The organism is Agromyces sp. NBRC 114283, from assembly GCF_030268405.1.
GTDB classification, from domain to species: domain Bacteria; phylum Actinomycetota; class Actinomycetes; order Actinomycetales; family Microbacteriaceae; genus Agromyces; species Agromyces mediolanus.
In genome coordinates this window covers 3648262-3672333 of sequence record NZ_BSQP01000001.1, presented here as the reverse complement: position 1 = coordinate 3672333, position 24072 = coordinate 3648262, and the positions used below count along the sequence as shown (strand labels likewise).

Here is a 24072-nt window from a genome sequence, read left to right as displayed (position 1 = left end):
CCGAAAGCCCCTACGTGCTCGAGTCCCCCCTCGTGCCCGACGGTTCCACGCCAGGCACTCAGACCCCGTTGCGGTCTGAACGACCCCTGACCCGTCGAGAGCTTCGCGAACGCGAGCGCGCCGCCGAGCTGGCTGCGACCCCCGCCGCGCCCGTTCCGGCCGTCGTCGAGGAGCCCAGCGGGGTCAAGCTGTTCGACGCCATCATCTCGGGCGAGCCCGTGCCCGCCGAGGCCGTCGCGGCCGCCGCCGAGGCCGCGCCCGCCCGGGTCGAGGAGCACCCCGCCGCCCGCATCGCCGAGCCGCTTCCAGCGCCGGCCGAGGCGGAGCTCGCCGTCGCGGTGCCCGAGATCAGCGCGCCGGCCCCCGAGGCCCAGTTCAGCCGCCGCGCGCGGCTGCGCGACGAGGCGCCCAAGGCGCGCTCGCGGCGCCTCGCGAAGGATCCTGCTCCGGTGCAGGCCCCCGTCGCGGCCGCCCGCCCGCCGCGTGCGGCGAACGCCGCCTTCGCCGCCCCCGCGCCCGCCCGGGCGCGCCGCAGCGGCGCCAAGCTCACGAGCCTCGTCGCGATGGGCTTCGCCGCGATGCTCGCCGTCGCCACCTCCGTGCCCTCGCTGTCGCTGCTGAGCTCCGACGACGTGCAGGCGATGGCCCTCACCGGCACCGACTCCGGCCGCGAAGCGGGCCAGACGCTCGACACCAGCGGCGATGCCATCGCCGCGACCCCGCAGCTCGGCCTCGAGTCGTACAAATCGCAGTCGATCGCCGAGTACGCCGCGGCGGCCGGCATCCGCGCCGAGGCGACCTTCACGAACAACCCGAACGGCACGATCCAGTGGCCCTTCGCGGTCGGCGTGCACATCGGCGACCGCTTCGGCTACCGCGACTGCGCCGGCTGCTCGAGCGACCACCACGGTCAGGACTTCAACCCGGGCCTCGGCGCCGACATCCAGGCCATCGCCGACGGCGTCGTCTCGCAGTCGACCGACAACGGCGGCTCGCTCGGCACCGTGATCATGATCGATCACGTCATCGACGGCCAGACCGTCACGAGCGTGTACGCCCACATGATCGAGGGCTCGCGCACGGTCCAGATCGGCGACACCGTGCACGTCGGTCAGGTCATCGGCGAGACGGGCAACACCGGTATGTCGACGGGCCCCCACCTGCACTTCGAGATCCGCATCGGCGGCATCAACGGCACCTGGGTCGACCCGCTCGAGTGGCTGTACGCCAACACGAACTGAGCCGACACGGACTGGGCCGACACAGGCTGGGCCGACGCGTCGACGCCGACTGATCGGCTGACCGGGCCGCCGCGCCGACCCTGGGGCCGGCGCAGCACGGCTCAGCGGGTGAGCCAGACCGTGGTGTCGGCGGGCAGGATGCCGCGGGCCAGGTCGCCCGAGGCGAGCAGCGGCTGCGCGGCCGCAGCGGCGGTGTGCTCGTCGGGCAGCACCTCCGCGAGCGAGATGGTGGTGTCGCCGGTGTTCGCGACGACGAGCAGTGCGCCGTTCGTGAAGGCGACGACGTCGGGGGCGTCGGGCGTCTCGATCCACTCGAGGGTGCCGCTCGCGAGGGCGTGCTCGCGGCGCAGCCGGAGGGCGGCCCGGTACATCGAGAGGGTCGAGCCGGGGACGCCCTGCTGGCGGTCGCGGGCGTAGTCGGCCCACTCGGCGGGCTGGGGCAGCCAGGAGGCATCCGTCGGGCCGAAGCCGAAGGAGGGCGAGCCGGCCTCCCAGGGGATGGGGACGCGGCAGCCGTCGCGGCCGTAGCGTTCGCCGTTCGTGCGGAACCAGGTCGGGTCCTGCCGGGCGTCGTCGGGGAGGTCGATGGCCTCGGGGAGTCCGAGCTCCTCGCCCTGGTAGAGGTACGCGGAGCCGGGGAGGGCGAGCATGAGCGCGGTCGCGGCGCGGGCGCGGCGGAGCCCGGTGGCGGGGTCGCCGATGCCCGGGGTGCGGGGGCCGACGCCGTGGCCCTGGAGATTGCCGACGGTGAGGGCGAGGCGGGTGGGGTGGCGCACGACGTCGTGGTTCGAGAGCACCCAGGTGGAGGGGGCGCCGACGGCGCCGAACGCGGCGAGGGACTCGTCGACGACACGGCGCAGGGCGGCGGCCCGCCAGGGTGTTTCGAGGTAGGCGAAGTTGAAGGACTGGTGCATCTCGTCGGGGCGGACCCACTGGGCGACGCGGGCGAGGGGGTCGACCCAGGCCTCAGCGGCGAGGATGCGCTCGCCCGGGTAGTCGTCGAGCAGGGCGCGCCAGTCGCGGTAGATCTCGTGCACGCCGTCTTGTGCCCAGAACGGCGGGGCGTCGCCGGGCTCGGAGGAGATGCCGGGCTCGAGCGCGACGCCCGGCTCGGCGCTCGGCACGGGGCGTTCGGCGTCGGGCGCGTCGTCGGCGAGGCCGCCGGCGCCGCCCATGCTGCCGCCCTCGGCGGGCGGGGTCCAGTCGGGCAGGCCCTCGGCCTTGATGAGGCCGTGGGCGACGTCGACGCGGAAGCCGTCGACGCCGCGGTCGAGCCAGAACCGGAGGATGTCGCGGAACTCCTCGCGGACCTCGTCGTTCGTCCAGTCGAAGTCGGGCTGCGAGGAGTCGAAGAGGTGCAGGTACCACTGGCCCGGCTGCCCGTCGGCCTCGGTCACCCGGGTCCACGCCGGGCCGCCGAAGACGGAGTCCCAGTTGTTCGGCGGCAGCTCGCCGGCCTCGCCGCGGCCGTCGCGGAACAGGTACCGGGCGCGTTCGGTGCTGCCGGGGCCGGCGGCCAGGGCGGCTTGGAACCAGGCGTGCTCGTTCGAGGAGTGGTTCGGCACGAGGTCGACGATGACGCGGATGCCTCGGGCGTGCGCCTCGGCGAGCATCGTGTCGAAGTCGGCGAGGGTGCCGAACAGCGGGTCGACGTCGCGGTAGTCGGCGACGTCGTAGCCGGCGTCGTGCTGCGGGGAGGTGTAGAACGGCGAGAGCCAGATGGCGTCGACGCCGAGCTCGGCGAGCGCGCCGAGCCGGGCGGTGATGCCCGCCAGATCGCCCATGCCGTCGCCGTTCGCGTCCGCGAAACTGCGCGGGTAGATCTGGTAGATCACGGCCGTCCGCCACCACTCGCTCGTCATAGCGCTCACTGTACGCGACGGGTCCGACGGGGCTGTTTCCGGGAGCCGGCCTCGATTCGGCGGTGCGCCGCCGAGGTGCTATCCTCGAACGGTTGCCGAACGCGGCGACGCGCCCCGATAGCTCAGTGGTAGAGCACTTCCATGGTAAGGAAGGGGTCGTCAGTTCAATCCTGACTCGGGGCTCTGGTTCCCGGCTTCGGCCGGAGGCCTTGCGGCGGGGTAGCTCAGGTGGTTAGAGCACACGGCTCATAATCGTGGTGTCGCGGGTTCGAGTCCCGCCCTCGCTACCGGAAAAGCCCGGAACTCCAGGAGTTCCGGGCTTCTCTCGTCTCCGGGCTTCTTGTTCCGGGCTTTCGCGCCGCTACCGTTCCTCGGCGGGCACGGCTTCCGCAGCCGCGTCGGCGCGCCGGGCCCGCACGTGGTCCCACCTGGCGAGGGCGAGGGCGAGCAGCGTCACCAGCACGAAGCCCCAGAGCAGCCACGGCGCCGCGGCGTCGAGCGCGTGCGCGAACGGCGAGGCGTACCAGGCGAGGGGCAGGGGCAGGTTCGTGCGGCCCTGTTCGTGCGCGGCCGCGAGGTCGAACTGCACGTCCCATGCCGGGGCCTCCGCCTCGGCGCCCGAGGCGTCGCGAAGCGTCACGTTGTAGGCGGGGAAGAGGCGGGACACCGCCTCGTCGTCCACCTGGACGACGAGGTCCGAGCTGCCCTTCCCGGCCGTGCGATCGCCGGAACTGTCGAGGTCCTCCGGCAGGGCCCCGCTCTCGCCGTCGTCGATCACGACGTACCCGCCGAGGGCGTCGTACATGTCGCGGAGCTCGCCGGCGTCGTCGATGCCCTGGCCGCGCACCTGGCGCGAAGCGGGGGGCTCCTCGCCGGGCATGAGGAAGCCGATGTCGGCGTCCACCGGAACCTCGGCGTCGACGTAGGACGTCGTGTCGACGGCTTCGATCCCGAACACCTGCGGGTCGACCAGCGCTGGCAGGCCGTTGATCAGACGGAGCTCGGTCGTCGCGCCGGACGCGTCGCGGACGACGAGGGCGTCCGGTGCGTCGATCCGGACGCCGCCGGCGGGGATCCGCGGCATGCCGACGCCCGCCGTCATCAGGCCTGCCGCGACGGCGAGCACTGTGCCGGCGCCGGCGATCGCCAGCCACCATCGAACACGGGTCTTCGCTGCGTGCTGTGTCATGTCTCCCCGGATCGTCTCGCTTGCTGCCTCCCATCCTGACGGATCGGAGCGGATTCTCCGAAGCCGTCCGGGGCCGACGCTTACCGCCCCGGACTCGCCGTGCGCCCAGCCGGCGTCGCGCGGGGCGAGGCCGCTCGAAGCTGCGCTGTCAACCCCTTTCCTGCGACGCCCTCCGGGTGTGGGATGAATCCGTCGCACTAGGGAGCGATCAATGCACGGAATGGGGTGGCCCGGTGCGCGGTCTCGGACCGCGGGCCGGGCCTGTTCCGTGCCGCGGAGCGTGCGGCCTTCCGTGTCGGCGATGGTCATGGAGGGGTGCGTTCGTCGGAGGCGCGACGTACGGTCGAAGGCATGAAGGTCACGATCATCGCGACGAACCCGTCATCGGGCGAGGCGGTCGTCGTCGAGGCCGACGGCGCCGACGAGGAGACCGCGACGGCCGCGGCGAAGGCGCAGATCCCCGAGGGGTGGAAGGCCGTCAGCATCCGCCGGGTGTGAGTCCGGGGCGCGTGGGCCGGCGCTCAGGCGAACGCGGCGGCGCGCGCCGCCAACCACTCGTCGTACTGCGCCCACGGATCGTCGACGCCGAGCGCGAGCGCGGCGACGTGAGCGTCGAGCTCGGCCGAGCGCTCGAACCACTCGGTGCCGGGGATGCGAGAGGCCGCGAACTGCTCGTGCCTGCGCCGCTCGCTCGCCCGGCCGCCGGGCTCGAGCGCGAGCAGCTCGTCGTGGGGGAGCGCGGCGACCCGGGCGCGCAGCCGCCCGCTCGTACCGATCTTGATGCGGTCGTCGAAGCGCAGGTAGTACACGACCTCGACGATCGGCGCGCCGAACTCGCGGTCGGGCACGTCGCCGGCGCGCCAGCCGCAGCGCTCGCACAGGGTGCCGCCGGGGTAGCGCACGCCCACCCGGCCGCCGCAGGCGAGGCAGGGCGAGAGCAGCAGGCCCCGTGCGCCGAACTCGCCCTCGGCCCAGTCGAGCGCGACGGCGAGGTGGGCCGCGCAGAGTGCGAGCGGCGCACCGGGCGCTGTCGGCTTCGGGCAGGGGGCGCCCGAGGCATCCGTCAGCGCGCAGCGGTCGTCCACGCCTGCACCGTACGCCGCACCGGCGACATCGACGCCGCGGATGCCCCGGCTCAGCGCCGCGCGCGGACGGGACGGACTGCACGTCTCCGGTGGTGCTCTTGCTCAGTGTCCGGGGCACGGCCTCGGTGGTCTCTGTGCTTCGGCCGGCTGGGCTGTGGACAACAAAACCAATCGTCCGCCGTGTTTCGATACCGTCTCCGAACTTGCTCAAGCGAGTGCTTGTGAACGACGGGAGTGATTGTGGACAGAAGTGGGCGTGGTCGGTGCGGATCTCGAAAGCGGCGGGCGAGTCTTGGAGCTGCTGCGTTCGGCCTTGCATTGGCAGCTGTCGTCGGCGGGGCTTCTAGCCCGGCCTCGTCGGCAGAGTACACATGGCTGTCGAAGTCGGTGAACCCGAACGGATCCTGGTACTCGGATCGGAGCACCGGCGCGACGAGTTTCTCGCGCACTGGTGTCTCTGCGAAGATCCAAGGCGCGGACGGATACACATGGAAGACCGTCGCCTGGTACAACGGCTACTCGAACACCGGTCAGGGCATGGCGACTCAGAATGGCCCACGCGGCTACGGAGAGACGAAAGCCCAGTTCACATTCCTGCCAGGCACCGGGGCGAACGACCGGATCGAGGTCAAGGCCTGGCTCCTAGGCGCTGTTCTGGGGCGTTCTGCACCACAGGCACTGGACGTGAGCGACGGCGAGGATGATATCGAACCGCCGGCGAGCGTGGACGTCGTTGCCGCCGACCTGCGCAGCGGGCAAGCCGAGGGATTTGCGTTGACGTCGTATGGGGCAACTGCTGGCGGCGAGCTTTGGACCGGTGTGGCAAGCAACGGTGAGACCTGCATCTTCATTCTGCAGGGCGGCGACTATGTCGGTTCAAGTTGTGCGGATGCCGCGACCTTCGCAGCGTACGGTCTCAGCACGCACATGCAGGGCCCCAACGAGTCTCTTCAAGTCGCACTCGCTCCTGCCGGCGGAATCACTGAGCAAGCTGCGGCGGCAGCAGGCCTTGTCCGCCTCACCGACGCGATCGCAATCAACTCCGGTGAGCCGATCAGCGGGGAAGTCGTCCTGATCGGCGAGCCAACGACTCGATCCGCTGGCCCAGCCCCTACGGCTATTGTGTTGGTCACGGGGCCGGGCGAGTAGTGCGAAAGGTGGCCGTCATGGACGATCAGCACCGGCACGACCTCGGCCAGATGCCCGGAATGAACGACGCCCCGCTCAATCCGTCCTTCCGCAGCGGTCCCGCGTCGAGACCGATGCGGATTCGGTGGTGGCACCCGGTGCTGGTCATCGTCGCGGCGGTCGGAGTGTTCGTCGCCGTCGTGCTGTTCAGGTAGGGCGACCTGGCTGAGGCGGATGCCCCGGCTCAGCGCCGCGCGCGGACGGGTCGGAGCACCGTGCGCAGCACCGGGCCGAGCGGCGAACGCGACACCGCGCGGCGGAGCCGCTGCAGCCGGGACTGCGGCGTCGGGCGGCGCCGCTCGAGGGCGCGCTCGAACTCGAGCGCCCACTTCGCGACCACCCGGTCCTCGTCGAAGTCGCGCGCGGCCTGCATCGCCCGCCGGCGCATCGCCGACACGCGGGCGGCGGGCATCGCCTCCAGCCGCTGCACGGCGCGGGCGAGCCCGGCGACGTCGCCCTCCGGGACGAGGAAGCCGTTCCGCCCATCGCGGATCAGGTCGGCGGGGCCGTAGCGGATGTCGTAGGCGATCGGCAGGCAGCCCGCGGCCATGCTCTCGACGAGGACGAGCGGGAAGCCCTCCGAACGGGACGTCAGCAGCATGAACGAGGCGCCGTCGAGGTGCTGCCTGGCCGACGGGTCGTAGCCGTGCAGCACCACGCCCGGCGCTTCGGCGGCGAGCGCCTCGATCTCGGCGCGGCACTCGCCGTCGCCGTACACGTCGAGCCGCACGGGCGTCGCCCGCCCCTCGTTGGCGATGGCCATCGCGCGCACCGCGTGCTGCACCCGCTTGCGGCGGGTGAGCGCGGCGAGCACCACGCCGCCCGCGCGCGGGCGCACGATCGTCGGTGCGGCGTCGGCGCGGGCGGGGCGCGCATTGGGGATGACGACCACATTGGGGCGGGCGCCGACGAGCTCGGCGACCTCCTGCGCCTGGCGCCTGGACAGCAGCGCGACGAGGTCGAACTCGTCGATGCGGTCGAAGACCTCCCGCCGGGAGGCTCGGACCGGATGCGTCTCGCCGCCGCCCGAGCGGTGCGAAGCGTGCACGACGTGCGCGGTGACGACGTGCTTGCGCCGGTAGCCGAGCATGAACGGGGCGATCGTCTTGCTGTCGACGATCATGAAGCTGCGCTCGCCGGCCGTGAGCGCGTCGAGCCAGGCCGTGTAGAGGTGCCAGATGCGCGCCCACGAGCGCACCGGCTCGCCGTGCGCGTCGCAGAGCACGACCGAGCGGCCGCCGAGGGCGCCGCGCTCCTTCGTGTCGCGGCGGTCGCTCAGCAGGAGCGTGCCGTCGGCGCGCAGGTGGTCGATCTGCAGGAGCCGGCCGTCGGTGTCGTGCCGGAGCCGCGCCATCACGCGGTCGCCGCGGCGCAGCAGCTCGTCGACCTCGGCCTCGCCGAGCGGGGTGAAGGCGTCGCGGTCGAGGCGGAGCGAGCCGCCGGGCAGCGGATGCTCCCGCAGCCACTCGTACAGGTTCCGCAGCCGCACGCCGTCGGCGAGGGCGCCGCGAGCGCGGAGCCCCGCCTCGAGTCCCGGCACGTCGGGGTGGGCGTCGAAGGTCAGCACGTCGACCGGGGTGCCCGCGAGCCGCGCGAAGGAGGCGCAGCGCGCGAGCATCGCCTGCGTCATGCCGCCGTAGTCGCTCGGAATCGCCCACGTCACCGCGAACTGCCGCCCCCGTGGCATCCGCACCTGCGGCGCAGTCTGCGCCGCCACCCCCCGATCGCTCATGCGACGACGGTAGCGGCGGAGCCTTGGCGCCGGCTGGACGGCCCCTGTGCGCGGCGGCCCGTCGCGCTCAGTAGCGCAGCGTCGTGAGCACCGCCAGGTGGTCGCTCGCGCCGGCGGGGATCACAGTGTTCTCGACCGGCGTCAGCCCGCGCTGGAAGAGGTGGTCGATGCGGGCGACGGGGAACGCCGCCGGCCAGGTGAAGCCGAACGACGGCTCCGACTGGCCCGGTTCGCTCAGTGTGCGCCGGATGCCCGCGAGCGCGGGATCGGTCGACGCCGCGTTGAAGTCGCCGAGCGCGACCACCCGTTCGTTCTCGTCGCGGTCGATGACGGCGGAGAGCTCGTCGAGCATCGTGTCCCGGTCGGACTGGGCGCCCGGCCGCAGCGAGGCGGCGTGCACGACGTAGACGCTGACGAGCCCCGCCGGCGCCGAGATGTCGACCGTGAGCGCCCGGTTCCAGCCGAGGCCGAGCTCGAGCGGACGGGCGTTCGAGATCGGCGAGGTGCTCCAGATGCCGACGGTGCCCACCGCGTAGGAGTACGGATGGCTCGCCTCGAGCGCGGCATCCGCCTGCGCCCTGGCGTCGCCCTCGAGCTCGGTGAGCGCGACGACGTCGGCACCCGCGGCGGCGAGCGTCGTCGCGGAGTCGGCCGCCGTGCCCGAGAGGGCCTCGACGTTCTGGCTCGCGAAGACGAGCTCGGCCGGGGCCTCCGCGGCGTCCGCCGCGCCGACGCCGTCCGAGGCGGGCAGCCAGGCGAAGGAGGGACCGACGGCGAACGCCCAGGCGATGGCGGGCACGAGGGCGACGAGCCAGGTGCGGCCGCGCACCGCGAGCGCGGCGACGAGCAGCGGCACGAGCAGCAGCCCGAGCCAGGGCAGCGCGGTCGACACCGCCGAGCCGACGAAGCCGGGCACGAGGCCGAGCAGCACCACCGCCGTGAACGCGAGCGCCAGGACCGCGACCGCCCGGCGGCGGCCCAGCCCGCGCCGCGCATCGGGGGCGCGGGCAGGCGCGGCGGCCGACGTGGCTGGGGGCTGGGGAAGCGTGCGCGTCATAGTGGGGAACGGCCGTGGGGGACCTGGCTCCGACCGTACCGCCTCGAGCTGCACAGGCGCTGGACATCCTGCGAGGACTACCCTGGAGCGTGACCTCTGACGACTTCCCGACGCCCGACCCGGCCGACGCAGCACCCACCGCCGGTACTGCCGAGGCCGAGGAGTCCGCCGTCGACGCTTCCGCGGACGTTCCGTCCGACGCCCCCGCCTCGCCCTCCGGCTTCGCCGCGCTCGGCCTCGACGGCCCCGTGCTCGCCGCGCTCGACGACGTGGGCTACGAGACCCCCTCCGCCATCCAGGCCGCGACGATCCCGCTGCTCCTCGAAGGCCGCGACGTCGTCGGACTCGCCCAGACCGGCACCGGCAAGACGGCGGCGTTCGCGCTGCCCATCCTCGCCCGCCTCGACCTCGACGTGCGCGAGCCGCAGGCGCTCGTGCTCGCCCCGACGCGCGAGCTCGCGCTGCAGGTCTGCGAGGCCTTCGAGCGCTACGCCGCGCACCTGCCCGGCGTGCACATCCTGCCGGTGTACGGCGGGCAGGGCTACGGCGTGCAGCTCTCCGCCCTCCGCCGCGGCGTGCACGTCGTCGTCGGCACACCCGGCCGCATCATGGACCACCTCGACCGGGGCACGCTCGACCTCTCCGGCATCCGCTACCTCGTGCTCGACGAGGCCGACGAGATGCTGCGCATGGGCTTCGCCGAGGATGTCGAGTCGATCCTCGCCGACACCCCAGACGACAAGCAGGTCGCCCTGTTCTCGGCCACGATGCCGGCGATGATCCGGCGGATGTCGCAGCAGTACCTGCACGACCCCGAGGAGGTGCGCGTCGCGGGCAAGACGCAGACCTCGGCGAACATCACCCAGCGCCACCTCGTCGTCTCGCACATGCAGAAGCTTGACGCCCTCACCCGCATCCTCGAGGTCGAGAACTTCGAGGGCATGATCGTCTTCGTCCGCACGAAGAACGCCACCGAGGAGCTCGCCGAGAAGCTGCGCGCCCGCGGCTTCTCCGCCGCCGCGATCAACGGCGACCTCGCCCAGGCGCAGCGGGAACGCACGGTCGAGCAGCTGAAGTCGGGCGCGCTCGACATCCTCGTGGCGACGGATGTCGCGGCCCGCGGCCTCGACGTCGACCGCATCAGCCACGTCGTGAACTACGACATCCCGACTGACTCGGAGCCGTACGTGCACCGCATCGGCCGCACCGGCCGCGCCGGCCGCACGGGCGACGCGATCAGCTTCGTCACGCCGCGCGAGCGCGGCCTCCTGGCCCGCATCGAGAAGGCGACGCGGCAGCCGATCGCGCAGATGCCGCTGCCGAGCGTCGACGAGGTGAACGAGACCCGGCTCGCCCGATTCGACGACCGCATCACCGCGGCCCTCGACGAGACGAGCCGGATCGAGGCGTTCCGCGACATCATCGCCCACTACGTGCGCCACCACGACGTGCCCGAGGTCGACGTGGCCGCCGCGCTCGCCGTGGTCGGCCAGGGCGAGTCGCCGCTGCTGCTCGAGCCCGACCCCGAGCCCCGCTTCGAGCGCGGCCGGCGCGACGAGGAGCGGCGCGGACGCCAGCGCGACGGCGACGACCGCGGACGCGAGCGCCGCGACCGCGACGATCGGGACGGCGGCCGGGAGCGGCCCGAGCGCCGTCGCCGCGGCGACGCCGGGGAGCTGCAGAGCTACCGCATCGCGGTCGGCCGCCGGCACCGCGTCGAGCCGCGGCAGATCGTCGGCGCGCTCGCGAACGAGGGCGGTCTGCGCCGCGAGGACTTCGGGCGCATCCAGATCCGCGGCGACTTCTCGCTCGTGGAGCTGCCCGCCGAGCTGCCGCGCGACGTGCTCGACCGGCTCGAGGGCACCCGCATCTCCGGCCGGCTGATCGAGCTGCGCCCCGACCGCGGTGGCCCCCAGCGCTTCGACCGCGACGCGGACCGCGGCCGCCGGCGCGACGACGACCGCGGTCCGCGGCGCGACGAGGAGCGGAACGGCCCGCCGCCGCGCAAGCCGCGCCACAGCGCGCGCCGCCGCGAGGACTGAGCCGCCGGCTGCAGAACCCCGAGTTGCCCGACTTTCATGAAAGTCGGGCAACTCGAGGTTGGGGGTGCTGGGCCGGCTGGCGCCGAGGCTGGGAGCCCCCGGGCTCGGGGCCCGGGGGTCGCCGCCGGAGCAGGCTCTCGCGGCGAACGGGGGCACAGGATCGGGGGATCCGCTGCGCACCCGCCTCGACTGAGAGACGGCCCGCCGCGAGGAACATGACGCGGCGCTTCCTGCGAATCCCCTGAGCGCCCGGGCCGGCTGTGTGGCCGCGTGTTGCGCCGTCTTACCCCGTGCGTCGGCGGGGGCTCGCGAGCGCCGCCGCCCACCCCTACCGTCGTCGGGACGGCCCCGATCCGGGCCGGGACGCCGCCTTCGACCGGGCAGGCGACGGGGGAGGCGCAGCATGACGAGACTCATCATCGGCGCCATGGTGCGGGCGCTCGGCGCCTATCCCTCCGGCTGGCGCTACCCGGGCGCGCACCGCGACCCGCGGGGCGACGCCGGCGTGCTCCGGCTGACCGCGCGGCTCGCCGAGCGCGCCCGCCTCGACCACCTGTTCTTCGGCGACTGGCTCTCGACCGGGCCCGAGCTCGCCCACCGGGACCCGTACCTGCTCGCCCGCATCGACCCGCTCTCGGCGGTGGCGCACCTCGCGGCCGTCACCGAGCGCATCGGGCTCATCGCGACGGTCGACTCGAGCTACGCCGACCCGTACTCGGTCGCCCGGGCGACGGCGTCGATCGAGCTGCTCTCCGGCGGACGCGTCGGCCTGAACCTCGTCACGACCGCCGACGCGAGGGCGGCCGGCAACCACGGGCTCGACGCCGAGCGGGTGCACCCGAGCCGCTACGAGCGGGCCGTCGAGTTCGAGACGGTGCTGAAGCGGCTCTGGGACTCCTTCGACGACGACGCGATCGTCGCGGATGCCTCGACCGGCGACTTCCTCGACCCGGCGAGCCTGCACGAGGCGCGCTTCCGCGGCACGCACCTGCGGGTCGACGGCGCGTTGAACGCCGTGCGACCGGTGCAGGGGCATCCGCCCATCGTCCGCTCGGGCGCCTCGCCGGCCTCGCGGCTCATCGCCGCCCGCAGCGCCGACCTCGCCCTCGTCGCGGCGGACGACCTCGCCCACGCGGTCACCGTCCGCGAGGAGCTGCGGGCGCTCGCCTTCGAGTCCGGCCGGGACGACCGGACGCTGAAGGTCATCGCCCCGGTGCTGCCCATCGTCGCCGAGACGCGGGCGGGCGCGCAGGCCATCGCCGACGAGCTCTCGGAGCTCGTCCGGCTCGTCGACGACTGGCCGGACGGGCCGCCGCCCGGGTTCCCCGCCGAGCGCTCCCTCGCGAGCCTCTCGCCGCTCGTGGGGGTGGACCTGCAGGGCGTCTCCCCGGACCTCGCGGTGACGCCGGCGGTCGCTGCGCAGTTCGGCCAGGCGGGGCAGCAGCTCGTCGAGATCGTCGCGGAGCGCACCGGCCGCACGCCGGCGGGATTCCGCCCGCCGACGCTGCGCCACCTCGTGGTCGCCGCGGCCGTGACGGCGCCGATCATCGTCGGCACCGCCGAGGACGTCGCGACCGAGTTCGAGGCCTGGGGCGACGCGGGCGCGGTCGACGGCTTCAACGTGCTGTCCGCGGTGCAGCCGTCGCAGTTCGAGGCGTTCACCTCGCTCGTGGCACCCGAGCTGCAGCGCCGCGGGCTGCTGCCGCGGGCCTACGAGGGGACGACCTTGCGCGAGCACCTCGGCCTCGCCCGCCCCGACAGCGTGCACGCCGCGCTCGGGGCGCTGCAGGGCTGAGCCGGCGGCGGACGCCGGTACGCATGACGTCGTGTGACGCCGCGTTCCGGTGTGTGACCCGGCCGCTGGCGGGCGCCGCCGGGCGGTCGTAGCGTCGCCGCATGACTGGAGCGAGCACGGTGGCGGAACGGAAGGCGCGGGCGACGGAGTCCCCGCTGATGCCGCTCGCCGAGCTCGCCGACCGCGGGCTCGTCGTCCCCGTGCTCGGCGGCGACCGGGTGCCGCACACGAACCTCGACCTCGCCGCCTCCGCGCCGCCGCTCGTCGCGGTCGCGCAGCACGTCGCCGAGATCACGCCCTGGTACTCGAGCGTGCACCGCGGCACCGGCTACGCCTCGGAGCTCGCGACGGAGCTCGTCGAGGGCTCCCGGGCGGCCGTCGCCCGCCACGTCGGGGCCCGCGACGACGACCTCGTCGTCTTCACCCGCAACACGACCGACTCGCTGAACCTGCTCGCGAGCGCCGTGCCAGGCGATGTGGTCGTGCTCGACCTCGAGCACCACGCGAACCTGCTGCCCTGGCGGAGCCGCCGCGTCGTCGTCGCGCAGCCGAGCATCGAGGCGACGCTTCTCGCCCTCGGGGCCGAGCTCGCCCGATGTCCCGCCGCCCTCCTCGCCGTCACCGGCGCCTCGAACGTGACGGGGGAGCTGCTCCCCATCGCCCGGCTCGCCGAGCTCGCGCACGCGCACGGCGCCCGGCTCGCGGTGGACACCGCGCAGCTCCTGCCGCACCGCCGCGTCTCCCTCGCCGAGTCCGGCGCCGACTACCTCGCCTTCTCCGGCCACAAGGCGTACGCCCCGTACGGCGCCGGGGCGCTCGTCGGCCGGGCCGACTGGCTCGACGCGGCGGCCCCCTACCTCGCGGGCGGCGGCGCGGTCGCCGACGTCGCGCTCGACGCGGTGGCCTGGCGGACCGGCGCCGAACGGCACGAGGCCGGGACGCCGAACGTGCTCGGCGCGGCCGCGATCGCCGCGGCGCTCGCCGAGTTCGAACGGCTGGGCGAGCCGGCGCGCGCGGCGCACGAGGCGGCGCTCGCAGAGCGGCTGGGCGCCGGGATCGAGCGCATCGCCGGGGTGCGCCGCATCCGGGCGTTCGACGACGCCCCCGAGCCGCTCGGCATCGTCACCCTGGAGCTCGAGCACGGTTCCGTCGGCCTCCTCGCCGCCGCCCTCTCGGCCGAGCACGGCGTCTCGGTGCGGGCCGGCCGCTTCTGCGCCCACCCGCTCTTCGACCGCGTCGCGAGCCGGTCGAACGGGCTGCGCGCGAGCGTCGGGCTCGGCACGGGCGAGGCCGAGATCGACCGCTTCCTCGCCGCCCTCGAGCAGCTCGTCGTCGAAGGGCCGCGGGCGAAGTACCGCCGGACCCCCGACGGCTGGAAGCCGGTCTCCGACGACCGGCCGCGGCCCGCGCTCCTGCACCGCGCCCGTTGAGCCGGCGCCGGGGCCTGCGCCTGCGCCGCCGCTCCGGGCGTAGGGTGGCTGGGTCGGAGGGAGAGGCATGCGGGCGCTCAGCGAGGCGGAGATCCGCGAGTCGTTCGTGAACGCGACGCCGGCCGAGCTCGAGCAGTTCGAGCTGCCGATCGAGGTGCTCGTCGCCGAGTGGGAGCGGCTCGACGCGCTCGCCTGGCGGGATCGCTCCAACCGGCGGCTCGGCTACCTCGTGACGCTCCTCGACGAGGAGCCGGTGGGGATCGTGCTGCGCGCGGCCGAGACGACGATGTCCCGGCACCGCGCGGCGATCTGCAATCTCTGCCACACCCAGCAGCCCGCCGATCAGGTGACGCTGTTCTCGGCGCGGCGGGCGGGGCCGGCGGGGGCGAAGGGCGACTCGCTCGGCAGCTACCTCTGCGCCGACCTCTCCTGCCAGGAGAACGTGCGCCTGCACGCGCCGCTCGCCCCGGCGGAGGTGCGCGACGGCTGGCAGGCGCTGCGCCGCATCGAGGGCCTGGCCCGGCGCACCCGCGCATTCGTGGCGAACGTGCGCGGCTGAGGCATCCGCCCGAGCTCTGCTACGGTGTTGGCGTACCGCATCGCGTGGCGGCCTCCCATTCTTCGTTCCTTCTGGAGGCATGACCATGCAGATCGTCCCCCGCGCACGTCTCGCTCGACGCGATGACCGCGAGCAGCTTGCCGAGCTCGTGAACGCGCACCTCTCCGCCGTGATCCCGGGCGCCCGGGTCTCGGTGAACACCGTGCTCGCGAGCCTCGAGCGCCAGCCCGACGAATACGTCGTCGACCCGTGGGTCGTCGAGCGCGTCACGATCGTGGTGGAACAGCTCGACCGCGTCGTCGCCGCCGCCCACCTGCAGCGTTTCGCCGAGCGGCCCGCCGTGAGCGAGGACTACCGGGGCGCCGGGCTCGTGCAGTGGTTCCTCGTGATCCCCGAGGAGGATGCCGCGGCCGACGCCCTGCTGCGCGCCTGCCTCGCCCAGCTGGCGGCCTGGGACGTCCGGATCGCCTACGCCGACGGGCAGCTGCCGTTCCCCGGCGTCTTCGGCGTGCCCGAGTCGTGGCCGCACGTGCGGGCCGCCCTCGAGCGCGGCGGCTTCGTCTGGGACGGCCCGGCCGAGACGGTGCTGCTCGCGACGACCGCCTCGCTCCCCGACCCCGCGCTGCTCGCCTCGGACGGCCTCGCCGTGCGACGGACGCTCGGCCCGGCGGGGGTGCGCTTCGCCGCGGAGCGCGACGGCTCGGAGCTCGGCTCCCTCGAGCTGGACCTCGGTGCCGGGCGCGCCGAACGGCACGCCGCCGGCGTCGGGATCGCCGAGCTGTCCGACTGGGACGTCGACGACGAGGCGGATGCCTCGGTGCTGCCCTGGCTGCTCGCGCAGGCCCGCGCCTGGCTCGAGCTCAGCGAGGTGCGCCGGCTCCTCGTCGCCGAGGACGCCGACGATGCCGAGTCGCTGGAGCGGCTCACCGGGCTCGGCTTCCGCGAGCTCGTCACGACGGCGCGCGGGTGGCGGCGGGCCGTCCGCTGATCCGGTCCGCGGCGGTCAGGGCAGCGAGAACGGTTCGAGCACGGGCCGCTTCGCCGTCCGGCCGTCGCCGGAGCTGCGCCCGGTGAGGCGCCGGCCGATCCACGGCAGCACGAACTCGCGGTAGTACGCCGCGGTGTTGCGGCTGCGCGGGCCGGCCGGCGCCGCCGCGACCTCCTCGACGCCCCACTCGGCGGGCACGGGCACGCCGATCGCGGTGAGCACGTTGCTCGCGACGCGGGCGTGGCCGAGCGAGTTCAGGTGCAGCTTGTCGGGCGACCAGTACCGGATGTCCCGGAGACCCCGGTCGGAGAAGTTGTCGACGAAGGTGACTCCGTCGAGTTCGCCCACGTCGGCGAGCGCGCGGGTGAGCCGGGCGCCCCGCGAGTCCATCATGCGACCCATCGGCAGGTGGTCACTGGGGTTCGCGCCGCTCAGCATGAGCACGTGCACGCCCGCGGCGCGGATGCGCAGCACGGCCTCGCGGAAGCGCTCGGCGACGGCCGCCTCGTCCATCCGCGGGCGCATGATGTCGTTGCCGCCGCCGTTGAAGCTGATCAACTCGGGCCGGAGCCGGATGGCCGCCTCCACCTGCTCCTCGATGATCGGGCCGAGCTTGCGGCCGCGGATGGCGAGGTTCGCGTAGCGGACGGGTTCGCGCGCGTGGGCGGCGAGCCCGAGGGCGACGAAGTCGGCCCAGCCGCGCACCGAGCCGTCGGGGAGCTCGTCGCCGACGCCCTCGGTGAAGCTGTCGCCGATGGCGGCGTAGCTCGTGTACATGCCTCCACGGTACTCGCCGAACCCTCGACAGCGGACCCACTGCTCCGGTTGAATGAGCGAGGGCGCCGCTGGCCGGCGAAGACCGGCCGGCTGCCTCGGCGTGAAGGGGGAATCATGGCCGTGTCGCGACGCATCCGGAGGATCCTGTCTGGCGGGATCGCCATCGCGGTGGGCGCCGCGCTCGCCGTCCCGCTCGGGGCCATGCCCGCGCAGGCCGCGCCCACGAGCGTGCTCGAGGTGCGCAAGCAGGCCTCCGTCACCGAGGTGCGGCCGGGCGACACCTTCAGCTACACGGTGCAGGTCTCGTGCTCCTCGATCACCGACACGGGCTGCGAGGGTGCGACCCTGAGCGACGCCGTGCCGGCCCCCTTCGTGCCGGTCTCCGCCGCCGTGAGCGGCGCGACGGCCCAGACCCCGACGATCGACGGCAGCGACGTCGAGGTCGTGTTCGCGCAGGACCTCGGCGACGGCCGGCTCGGCCTCCTCGACAACACCACCGCGACCGTCACGATCACCGTGCAGGCGCCCGACCCCATGCCCTACGACCTCAACGGGGTGCCGATCACGAACACCGCGACGGCGAGCGCCACGAACGCCGACCAGGCGCAGGGCAGCATCGCCGTCACCCCCGTCGTGGACCTCGAGCTCGCCACCGAGGCCACCAAGACCATCGAGCCGCCCTCGGCCGTCGCGGCTCCGGGCACCGAGCTCACCGCCGTGCTCGGCGGCACCAACACCTCGAACGGCTCCGTCGACCGGCTCGTCATCAGCGACCCGGTGGATCCCAGCCAGCCGGGCGCCTTCGACCTCCTCGAGCTGCAGTCGGTCGATGCGGTCACCTACCCGGACGGCGCGGACACGGCCGTGCTCTCCTACTGGGACCCCGCCACCTCGAGCTGGGTGCCCGGCCCGCCCGCGACCGCGCCCGCGCTGCCCAACCCGCCGCCCGCCCCCGCGGCGGCCGACGCCGGCGGCTTCCGCGTCGAGTTCACGAACTCCTCGGGCGAGGCCACCATCCCGCCCGGCGCGCAGGCGGGCGTCACCGCGACCTTCGTGCAGGGCGAGGCCGTCGACGGGCTCACCGAGCCGACCACGGTGCAGAACACCGCCGCCAGCGAGGTCGGCCGCGGCGACGACGCCGAGCGCGGCACGGCGAGCGACGACTACCGCATCGTGCTCGACCCCGTCGTCGTCGACGTCGAGAAGGCCTTCGATCCGGCCGAGGTGCTGCCGGGCGAGCCCAGCGAGGTCGGCATCGTCGCGAAGAACAGCGGCGAGACCGAGCTCGACCGGATGACGGTGACCGAACCGGCCACGGGCGACTTCACGAGCGACGCCGCCTTCGACGGCTTCACGGCGCCCATCGGCTGGCCGGCCGGCGCGGATGCCGCGACCCTCGTCTACCGCTACGACGACGGCACCACGAGCCCCGTGTACGACCTCGAGGAGGGCGTCGACCCGCCCACACCCGACCCCGCGAAGACCGTCGCCGGCTTCACCGTGGAGTACACCGGCACCATCACGGAGGGCGCCGAAGCCGGCATCCGCTTCGGCGTCGCGACCGACCCCGCGCTCGTCGGGCCGATGACGATCCCGAACACCGTGGGCGTGGAGGGCGAGTCCGGCGGCGCCACCGCCACCGACGAGGACACCGCCGAGCTCACGATCCTCGAGAAGATCCTCGCGCTCGAGACGACGAAGAAGGTCAACCCCGGCAGCATTCCCTCGGTCGCCGGCGAGCTCGCGACCGTGCAGCTGCCGACGCAGTTGCTGAAGCCCGAGTCGACGACCTCGGCGACCCAGATCGTCGTGCAGGACCCCGAGACCATCCCCGACCCCGGCTGGTGGAACAGCTTCGACGTCGTCGCCATCACCAAGACCGACATCCCGCCGGGCGCGACGCTCACCGTGAGCTACTGGAGCGTGTCCGAGCAGCGCTGGATCGTGTTCGACGGCGCCGACCACGTGACGACGCCGAACCCGTTCTCGATGACCGTGCCGCCCGAGCTCCGCGACGACATCGGCGGCCTGCGGTTCCAGTTCGACGACCCGAACGGCTTCCCGCCGGGCACGACGGTGCAGCCGAACTTCACGAGCGCCCTGCGCGATCAGCTGCGCGACGGCTCGGGGCCCGCGGCGGGCAGCGACCAGCCGGTGCCGAACTGCGCCTCGGCCGGCGCGACCGCGCCCGGCGTCGACCCCGCCGAGGCGACGACGCCCGAGCCCTGCCCCGCGATCGATCTCATCCCGACGAGGCCGGGCGAGGGCGACCTCATCGACAAGGAGTGGGTCGACCCGGTCCCGCCCGTCGTGATCGCCCGCAGCGGCGAGCGGGCGACCGCCCGGCTGCACTGGTCGACCGGCGGCTACTCCAACCTCGACCAGGTGATCGTCGCCGACACCGCCGACCCGCCGTCCGACGACGCCTCGGTCGCGGCCTCCGTGTTCCAGGCCTTCGACCTCGTCGAGATCCCCGAGATCACGGCCGACCCCTGGCTGCGCTACGACCGGGTGGCCGCCGTGCAGCTCTGGAACGGCTCTGCCTGGGTGCCGACCGAGACGAACCCGTGCGTCGGCGACGCCTGCGCCGGCGTCTTCCCGGGCTACCGGCTGAGCGACGCCGAGCGCGCCTCGACCACCGGGGTCCGGCTCGTGTTCGAGGAGTACCCGGAGGCGCGCGAGGCATCCGACGCCCCCATCGACGCCCCGCTGCCCGGCACCGGCGTCGCCCGATCGAGCGGCAACGACCGCGCCCTCGACCTCGTCTTCGAGCTGCGCGACCTCGCCCGCGTGCCGTCGAGCGACCCCGACCCGGTGCTCGGCACCCGCTTCTACAACACCGACACCGCGGGCGACGTGAACAACACCGCCTCGGCGACCGGCTACGTCGACGAGCAGCAGGTCATCCGCGACACCGCGGCCGACGTCATCTCGATCATCGACCGGCCGCTGAACACCACGGTCACGAAGGGCTGGTCGGGCGGGCCCATCGGTATCCCGCCGGCCGGCACCGCGGCCGAGGACTACCCGAGCGGGCGGGTCACGATCATCGGCACGAACGCGACCGTCGCCCAGGTGGACACCCTGAGCGTGAGCGACCCCTCGCCCGCGCAGACCGGGCCGAGCGCGTTCGACACCTTCGACCTGCGTCGGATCGTCAGCATCTCGGTGCCCGGCGGCACGGTCACCGCGACCGTGCAGCTGACGCGGGCGGGCGGGGCCGTCGACGAGGTCAGCATCGCGACCGCGACCGGCATGTCCGCGACCGAGCTCGCCGACGTGGTCGGGATCGCCGTCGTGCACGAGGGCCGCATCGCCTCGGGCGCCGACACCCGGCTGGTCATGGACCTGCGGCTCCGCGCCGCGCACCGCGACGGCGGCGCCCCGGTCACCGCGGCCGATTCGCCCGTGCACAACGTCGCGCAGAGCGCCGTCGAGGACCTCGGCGGCGTGAACGACCAGCACCGCGTGACCGACGACGACGACGCGCAGATGCGGCTCGTCGCGCTCGAGATCGGCGTCATCGCCGGCAAGAGCTTCTCGCCGCAGGCGCAGGTCGAAGCGGATCGCGACCCGATCATGATGAACCTCACGGCCCGGCCGACGGGCTCCGCCCGCGCGTCCGAGCTCATCGTCACCGACGACGAGGCGACCTTCTGGAACGCCTTCGACTTCGTCGACTTCGGCCCCATGTTCACCCTCACCTCGCCGATCACGCGGGTGCAGGTGGATGCCTTCACGGGAGCGACCTTCACGGCGGAGCCCGACGGCTCGCTCACCCGCACGGGCGGCAGCTGGGTGACGGGCAGCCCCGGCACCACCCCGCAGCTGCCCGCCACCGTGCAGCCCGAGGACGTGCAGGGCCTCCGCTTCACCTTCAGCCGCGCCGACGGTGCGCAGTGGGAGAACCCGGCGAACCCCCTCCAGCAGATGCCGCTGTTCGTGCAGCGGCGGCTCGAGTTCCGCAGCGGCGGCGACGTGCGCACCGACCTCGTGATCGACGGCAACACGCCGGCGCCGGGGGAGACCGAGCTCGGCACCTTCACGAACCGGGTGGAGGCGACCGCGAACTCCTTCCTCGAGAACGGCTCGGGCGACCCGCTCTACACGAAGAGCGACGACGCCGAGGCGCAGGCCCGCTACCTGCACTACGAGACGTCCGTCGTCGTGACCAAGGGCCCGCGCGGCGTGCAGGATCCGGGCGCGGCGATCCCGTTCACGCTCGAGGTGCTGAACAGCGGCACCGGGGCGATCTCGAACCCGGTGATCGTTGACCGCATCCCGATGCAGGACGGTCAGCCGCTGCTCGTCTTCGACCCGGAGCTCTCCGGCTCGCCCTACGCGTACACGCTGGCCGGCGACGCCCCGGACCCGGCGAACGGCTCGCCGATGCCGACCGACCCCGACGACGTCACCACGACGGTCGCGGCCGACGGCAGCACGATCGAGTTCCGCTTCCCCGACGGCACCGTGCTCGAGCCCGGCCAGACGTACACGATCACCGTAATGCTGATGTTCCGGCCCGGTGTCGCCGCCGGCCAGGAGATCACGAACGCCGTCGACGTGACCGCCGAGCGGCCCTTCGACTTCTGCGAGGGCACGCCCGGTCCGCACGAGGACTGCTCCGACACCACCGTCGTGTACCCCGCGAACGTCGGGGCGCTGCGCGCGGCGAAGTTCGTGAAGGCCGACGACGGGCTGGGCGTGCAGAACGTCGACGACCCCTCCGCGAGCGCCGCCTGCGCGCCGGCCGTCGCCGACTTCTACCGTGCGCCGTGCGTGCCGGTGACCAAGCCCGGTACGACCGAGACCTGGCTCGTCGCGGGGCAGAACACCGGCACCATCCCGGCCGACCGGGTCATCTCGATCGACCGCCTGCCGACCCCGGGCGACACGGGGGCGTACGCCACGCTGCCCCGCGGTTCGGAGTGGACGCCGCTCTGGGTCGGGAACGTCACGCCGCAGTCGGTCGGCGGATCGCGTCTGCCCGACTCGTTCACGGTCTACGGCACGGCCGACGCCGACCCGTGCACCGTCGAGCTGAGCTCGCCGGGTGCGACGTGCCCGCCGGGCGCGTGGGTGCCGATCGACTCGCTCGAGCCGGCGACGGTGACGAGCATCAAGGTCGAGTTCCTGTTCACGAGCGCGCAGCTGCAGCCGGGCGAGGAGGTCGACTTCACCTTCCAGACCCGCAGCCCCGCGGTCTCGCCGACCACCGGCCCCGACACGATCGCCTGGAACACCGCGGCGGTCGGCGGCAGCTCGGGTGCGGCGAGCGTGCTGCCGAGCGAGGGCCGCCGGGTGGGCGTCTCCCTCGCGACCGGGCCGCTGGAGGTCGTGAAGCGGGTGAGCGGCGACGGTGCGGCGTTCGCGCCGGACGAGTTCCAGGTGCAGCTCACGTGCACCTCGGCGATCGGCACGCCCGTCGAGACGGTGCTGCCGCCGATCGAGCTGACCCTCGTCGCCGACGAGGTGCAGACCGTCGAGGACCTGCCGTGGGGTGCGGAGTGCGAGCTCAGCGAGGTGCCGGGTGCGAACGGCGAGACGAGCTCCTCCTCGACCACGGCCGTCGTGGGCCGCGACACGGACCCCGTCGGCCTCGTCGAGCTCGAGAACGTCTACGAGCTCGCCGGCCTCGCCCTCGAGAAGCAGGTCGACTCGAACGCCGTGGACCAGAACGGCGACCCGGTCGCCTACGGGCCCTTCGCCTTCGAGGTGAGCTGCAGCTACCTCGGCGAGGAGGTCGTCGCCGAGGGCTACCCGGCGGGACAGCCGATGGCGGTCGAGCTGGCCGACGGAGAGCGGATCGAGCTCACCGGGCTCCCCGCGGGGGCGCAGTGCGCCGTCGAGGAGACCGACGACAAGGGGGCCGCGAGCACGACGCTCACGGTGACGGTGGGCGACGGCGCACCCGAGACCGGGCCGGGCCCACGGGTCGACGTCAGTCTCACCCCGCTCGACGAGGGCGTGCCGACCGTGCAGGTCGTGACGGACAACGTCTTCGACACGGCGGGCGTCGTCATCGAGAAGGCGAGCGTCGGCCCCGGCGCCGAGGACTTCGGGCAGGGGCCGTTCACGCTGCACCTCGAGTGCGTGCTGTCCGACGAGTCCGGCGTCCGCACCGTCTGGGACGGCGACCTCGTGCTGCCGACGCCCGAGGGCGAGTGGACGACCGAGGTCGACGGGATCGCCGCCGGCGCGTCCTGCACCGTCACCGAGCCCGACCCGGGCCTCGCCGACGAGGTCGCGATCTCGCCCGACGGCCCGTTCACGGTGGGCGGCGAGGAGCCCGTCGAGGTGACGGTGACGAACACCTTCCTCGCCGGTTCGCTGCACGTCGTGAAGGAGCGCACAGGTGACGGGGCCGAGCGCTACGGGGCGGGGCCGTTCACGGTCTCGCTCGCCTGCACGCTCCCGCTCGAGGGCGGGCTGGTGCCGGTCGATATCCCGGGCGGTGCCGAGCGGGTGCTGAACGCGGCGAACGGCTACGAGGCGGACTACGAGCCGCTGCCCGCCCGCGCCGAGTGCGAGCTCAGCGAGACGGGCACCGGCGGCGCGAACGAGGTGCGGATCACCGACGAGGAGGGCGAGCCCGGCGGGACCTTCGTCGTCGAGCCCGGCGTCGAGCGCAGCTTCACCGTGACGAACGTCTTCGAGCTCGGCTTGATCGAGGTCGTGAAGACCGTCACCGGCTCGGGGGCGGCCGCGGCCGCCGACCGCAGCTTCACCGTGCAGCTGACGTGCGTCCGCGACGACGGCGGCGAGGGCGTGCAGATCGAGATCCCGGGCGGGGCGACCCGCACGCTCTCGAAGGCGAGCTCGCTCACGACGGTGTACGAGGAGCTGCCGACGGGCGCGGCCTGCGAGCTCGTCGAGACGGATGCCGCGGGTGCGGCGCGCACGACGCTCACCCCCCACGTGGACGACCCGCGCACGGCCTCGGTGATCGTCGGCTCGGGCGACGTGGTGCGGATCGACGTCGTGAACGAGTTCGACGCGGCGCCGCCGATGGCTCGCACCGGCGTCGACCCGCTGCCGATCGCGCTCGTCGCGGGAGGCATCCTGCTCGCCGGCGGTGCGGTGCTCGCGATCGTGCTGATCCGCCGCCGTCGCCAGCGCTGACCGCC

At 73.8% G+C, this 24072-nt stretch carries 16 protein-coding genes and 2 tRNA genes; 12 read left to right on the top strand and 6 right to left on the bottom strand.

Annotation, left to right across the window (positions count from 1 at the left end; translation table 11 throughout):
* Positions 1 to 68 precede the first annotated feature (68 nt).
* Positions 69 to 1241 (top strand): M23 family metallopeptidase, encoded by a 1173-nt coding sequence (locus tag QSJ60_RS17565; RefSeq protein ID WP_285464884.1) that lies wholly within the window; start codon positions 69 to 71, stop codon positions 1239 to 1241.
* A 101-nt stretch (positions 1242 to 1342) separates the two neighbouring features.
* On the opposite strand, the gene QSJ60_RS17560 is transcribed toward QSJ60_RS17565, so the two are convergent.
* Complete coding sequence (locus tag QSJ60_RS17560; protein ID WP_285464883.1) at positions 1343 to 3103, bottom strand: glycoside hydrolase family 13 protein; 1761 nt, start codon at positions 3101 to 3103, stop codon at positions 1343 to 1345.
* A gap of 111 nt (positions 3104 to 3214) precedes the next feature.
* Here QSJ60_RS17560 and QSJ60_RS17555 point away from each other — a divergent pair.
* Both QSJ60_RS17555 and QSJ60_RS17550 read left to right on the top strand, forming a co-directional pair.
* Positions 3215 to 3286 (top strand) — tRNA-Thr (locus QSJ60_RS17555).
* Between the two features lie 30 nt (positions 3287 to 3316).
* Positions 3317 to 3390 (top strand) — tRNA-Met (locus tag QSJ60_RS17550).
* 74 nt (positions 3391 to 3464) lie between these two features.
* Here QSJ60_RS17550 and QSJ60_RS17545 read toward each other — a convergent pair.
* Complete coding sequence (locus QSJ60_RS17545) at positions 3465 to 4292, bottom strand: hypothetical protein (RefSeq protein WP_285464881.1); 828 nt, start codon at positions 4290 to 4292, stop codon at positions 3465 to 3467.
* A gap of 351 nt (positions 4293 to 4643) precedes the next feature.
* On the opposite strand from QSJ60_RS17545, the gene QSJ60_RS17540 reads away from it, so the two are divergent.
* Positions 4644 to 4790, top strand: a complete 147-nt coding sequence (locus QSJ60_RS17540; RefSeq protein WP_285464879.1) for a hypothetical protein — start codon at positions 4644 to 4646, stop codon at positions 4788 to 4790.
* Between the two features lie 23 nt (positions 4791 to 4813).
* Here QSJ60_RS17540 and QSJ60_RS17535 read toward each other — a convergent pair whose 3' ends face one another.
* Positions 4814 to 5377, bottom strand: a complete 564-nt coding sequence (locus tag QSJ60_RS17535) for a GIY-YIG nuclease family protein (RefSeq protein WP_285464877.1) — start codon at positions 5375 to 5377, stop codon at positions 4814 to 4816.
* Between the two features lie 387 nt (positions 5378 to 5764).
* Between QSJ60_RS17535 and QSJ60_RS17530 the strand changes: the two genes are divergently transcribed.
* Together QSJ60_RS17530 and QSJ60_RS17525 are read left to right on the top strand one after the other, a co-directional pair.
* Entirely contained in the window at positions 5765 to 6526 is a 762-nt protein-coding gene (locus QSJ60_RS17530) for a hypothetical protein (protein ID WP_285464875.1), read from the top strand.
* 17 nt (positions 6527 to 6543) lie between these two features.
* A complete protein-coding gene (locus QSJ60_RS17525; RefSeq protein ID WP_285464873.1) occupies positions 6544 to 6720 on the top strand; it encodes a hypothetical protein in 177 nt (58 codons plus the stop codon).
* A 29-nt stretch (positions 6721 to 6749) separates the two neighbouring features.
* Here the strand turns inward: QSJ60_RS17525 and QSJ60_RS17520 are convergent, their stop codons facing one another.
* Positions 6750 to 8297 carry a glycosyltransferase gene (locus QSJ60_RS17520; RefSeq protein ID WP_285464871.1) on the bottom strand — a complete coding sequence of 516 codons (1548 nt, stop codon included), beginning with the start codon at positions 8295 to 8297 and terminating at the stop codon, positions 6750 to 6752.
* A 67-nt stretch (positions 8298 to 8364) separates the two neighbouring features.
* A complete protein-coding gene (locus QSJ60_RS17515) occupies positions 8365 to 9354 on the bottom strand; it encodes an endonuclease/exonuclease/phosphatase family protein (RefSeq protein ID WP_285464869.1) in 990 nt (329 codons plus the stop codon).
* An 89-nt stretch (positions 9355 to 9443) separates the two neighbouring features.
* Here QSJ60_RS17515 and QSJ60_RS17510 point away from each other — a divergent pair, with 89 nt between their 5' ends.
* The 5 genes from QSJ60_RS17510 (at position 9444) to QSJ60_RS17490 (ending at position 16168) form a co-directional block, all read left to right on the top strand.
* Positions 9444 to 11396: a DEAD/DEAH box helicase gene (locus QSJ60_RS17510; RefSeq protein ID WP_285464867.1), complete on the top strand. Its 1953-nt coding sequence runs from the start codon at positions 9444 to 9446 to the stop codon at positions 11394 to 11396.
* Positions 11397 to 11799: 403 nt separating this feature from the next.
* Positions 11800 to 13191 (top strand): NtaA/DmoA family FMN-dependent monooxygenase, encoded by a 1392-nt coding sequence (locus QSJ60_RS17505; protein ID WP_285464866.1) that lies wholly within the window; start codon positions 11800 to 11802, stop codon positions 13189 to 13191.
* Positions 13192 to 13292: 101 nt separating this feature from the next.
* Positions 13293 to 14621, top strand: a complete 1329-nt coding sequence (locus QSJ60_RS17500; RefSeq protein WP_285464865.1) for an aminotransferase class V-fold PLP-dependent enzyme — start codon at positions 13293 to 13295, stop codon at positions 14619 to 14621.
* Positions 14622 to 14688: 67 nt separating this feature from the next.
* On the top strand, positions 14689 to 15180 hold the full coding sequence (locus QSJ60_RS17495) for an FBP domain-containing protein (RefSeq protein ID WP_189085580.1): 492 nt from the start codon (positions 14689 to 14691) through the stop codon (positions 15178 to 15180).
* A 79-nt stretch (positions 15181 to 15259) separates the two neighbouring features.
* Positions 15260 to 16168 (top strand): hypothetical protein, encoded by a 909-nt coding sequence (locus QSJ60_RS17490; protein WP_285464863.1) that lies wholly within the window; start codon positions 15260 to 15262, stop codon positions 16166 to 16168.
* 15 nt (positions 16169 to 16183) lie between these two features.
* On the opposite strand, the gene QSJ60_RS17485 is transcribed toward QSJ60_RS17490, so the two are convergent.
* Positions 16184 to 16945 (bottom strand): SGNH/GDSL hydrolase family protein, encoded by a 762-nt coding sequence (locus QSJ60_RS17485; RefSeq protein WP_189085581.1) that lies wholly within the window; start codon positions 16943 to 16945, stop codon positions 16184 to 16186.
* Between the two features lie 114 nt (positions 16946 to 17059).
* Here QSJ60_RS17485 and QSJ60_RS17480 point away from each other — a divergent pair, with 114 nt between their 5' ends.
* Positions 17060 to 24067 (top strand): DUF5979 domain-containing protein, encoded by a 7008-nt coding sequence (locus QSJ60_RS17480; protein WP_285464859.1) that lies wholly within the window; start codon positions 17060 to 17062, stop codon positions 24065 to 24067.
* Positions 24068 to 24072: the final 5 nt, after the last annotated feature.

Coding starts and splice junctions, on each gene's coding strand:
- QSJ60_RS17560 (WP_285464883.1), bottom strand. CDS start 3,103: ATGACGAGCGAGTGGTGGCGGACGGCCGTGATCTACCAGATCTACCCG.
- QSJ60_RS17490 (WP_285464863.1), top strand. CDS start 15,260: ATGACCATGCAGATCGTCCCCCGCGCACGTCTCGCTCGACGCGATGAC.
- QSJ60_RS17520 (WP_285464871.1), bottom strand. CDS start 8,297: ATGAGCGATCGGGGGGTGGCGGCGCAGACTGCGCCGCAGGTGCGGATG.
- QSJ60_RS17485 (WP_189085581.1), bottom strand. CDS start 16,945: ATGTACACGAGCTACGCCGCCATCGGCGACAGCTTCACCGAGGGCGTC.
- QSJ60_RS17495 (WP_189085580.1), top strand. CDS start 14,689: ATGCGGGCGCTCAGCGAGGCGGAGATCCGCGAGTCGTTCGTGAACGCG.
- QSJ60_RS17505 (WP_285464866.1), top strand. CDS start 11,800: ATGACGAGACTCATCATCGGCGCCATGGTGCGGGCGCTCGGCGCCTAT.
- QSJ60_RS17525 (WP_285464873.1), top strand. CDS start 6,544: ATGGACGATCAGCACCGGCACGACCTCGGCCAGATGCCCGGAATGAAC.
- QSJ60_RS17480 (WP_285464859.1), top strand. CDS start 17,060: ATGGCCGTGTCGCGACGCATCCGGAGGATCCTGTCTGGCGGGATCGCC.
- QSJ60_RS17540 (WP_285464879.1), top strand. CDS start 4,644: ATGAAGGTCACGATCATCGCGACGAACCCGTCATCGGGCGAGGCGGTC.
- QSJ60_RS17500 (WP_285464865.1), top strand. CDS start 13,293: ATGACTGGAGCGAGCACGGTGGCGGAACGGAAGGCGCGGGCGACGGAG.
- QSJ60_RS17515 (WP_285464869.1), bottom strand. CDS start 9,354: ATGACGCGCACGCTTCCCCAGCCCCCAGCCACGTCGGCCGCCGCGCCT.
- QSJ60_RS17545 (WP_285464881.1), bottom strand. CDS start 4,292: ATGACACAGCACGCAGCGAAGACCCGTGTTCGATGGTGGCTGGCGATC.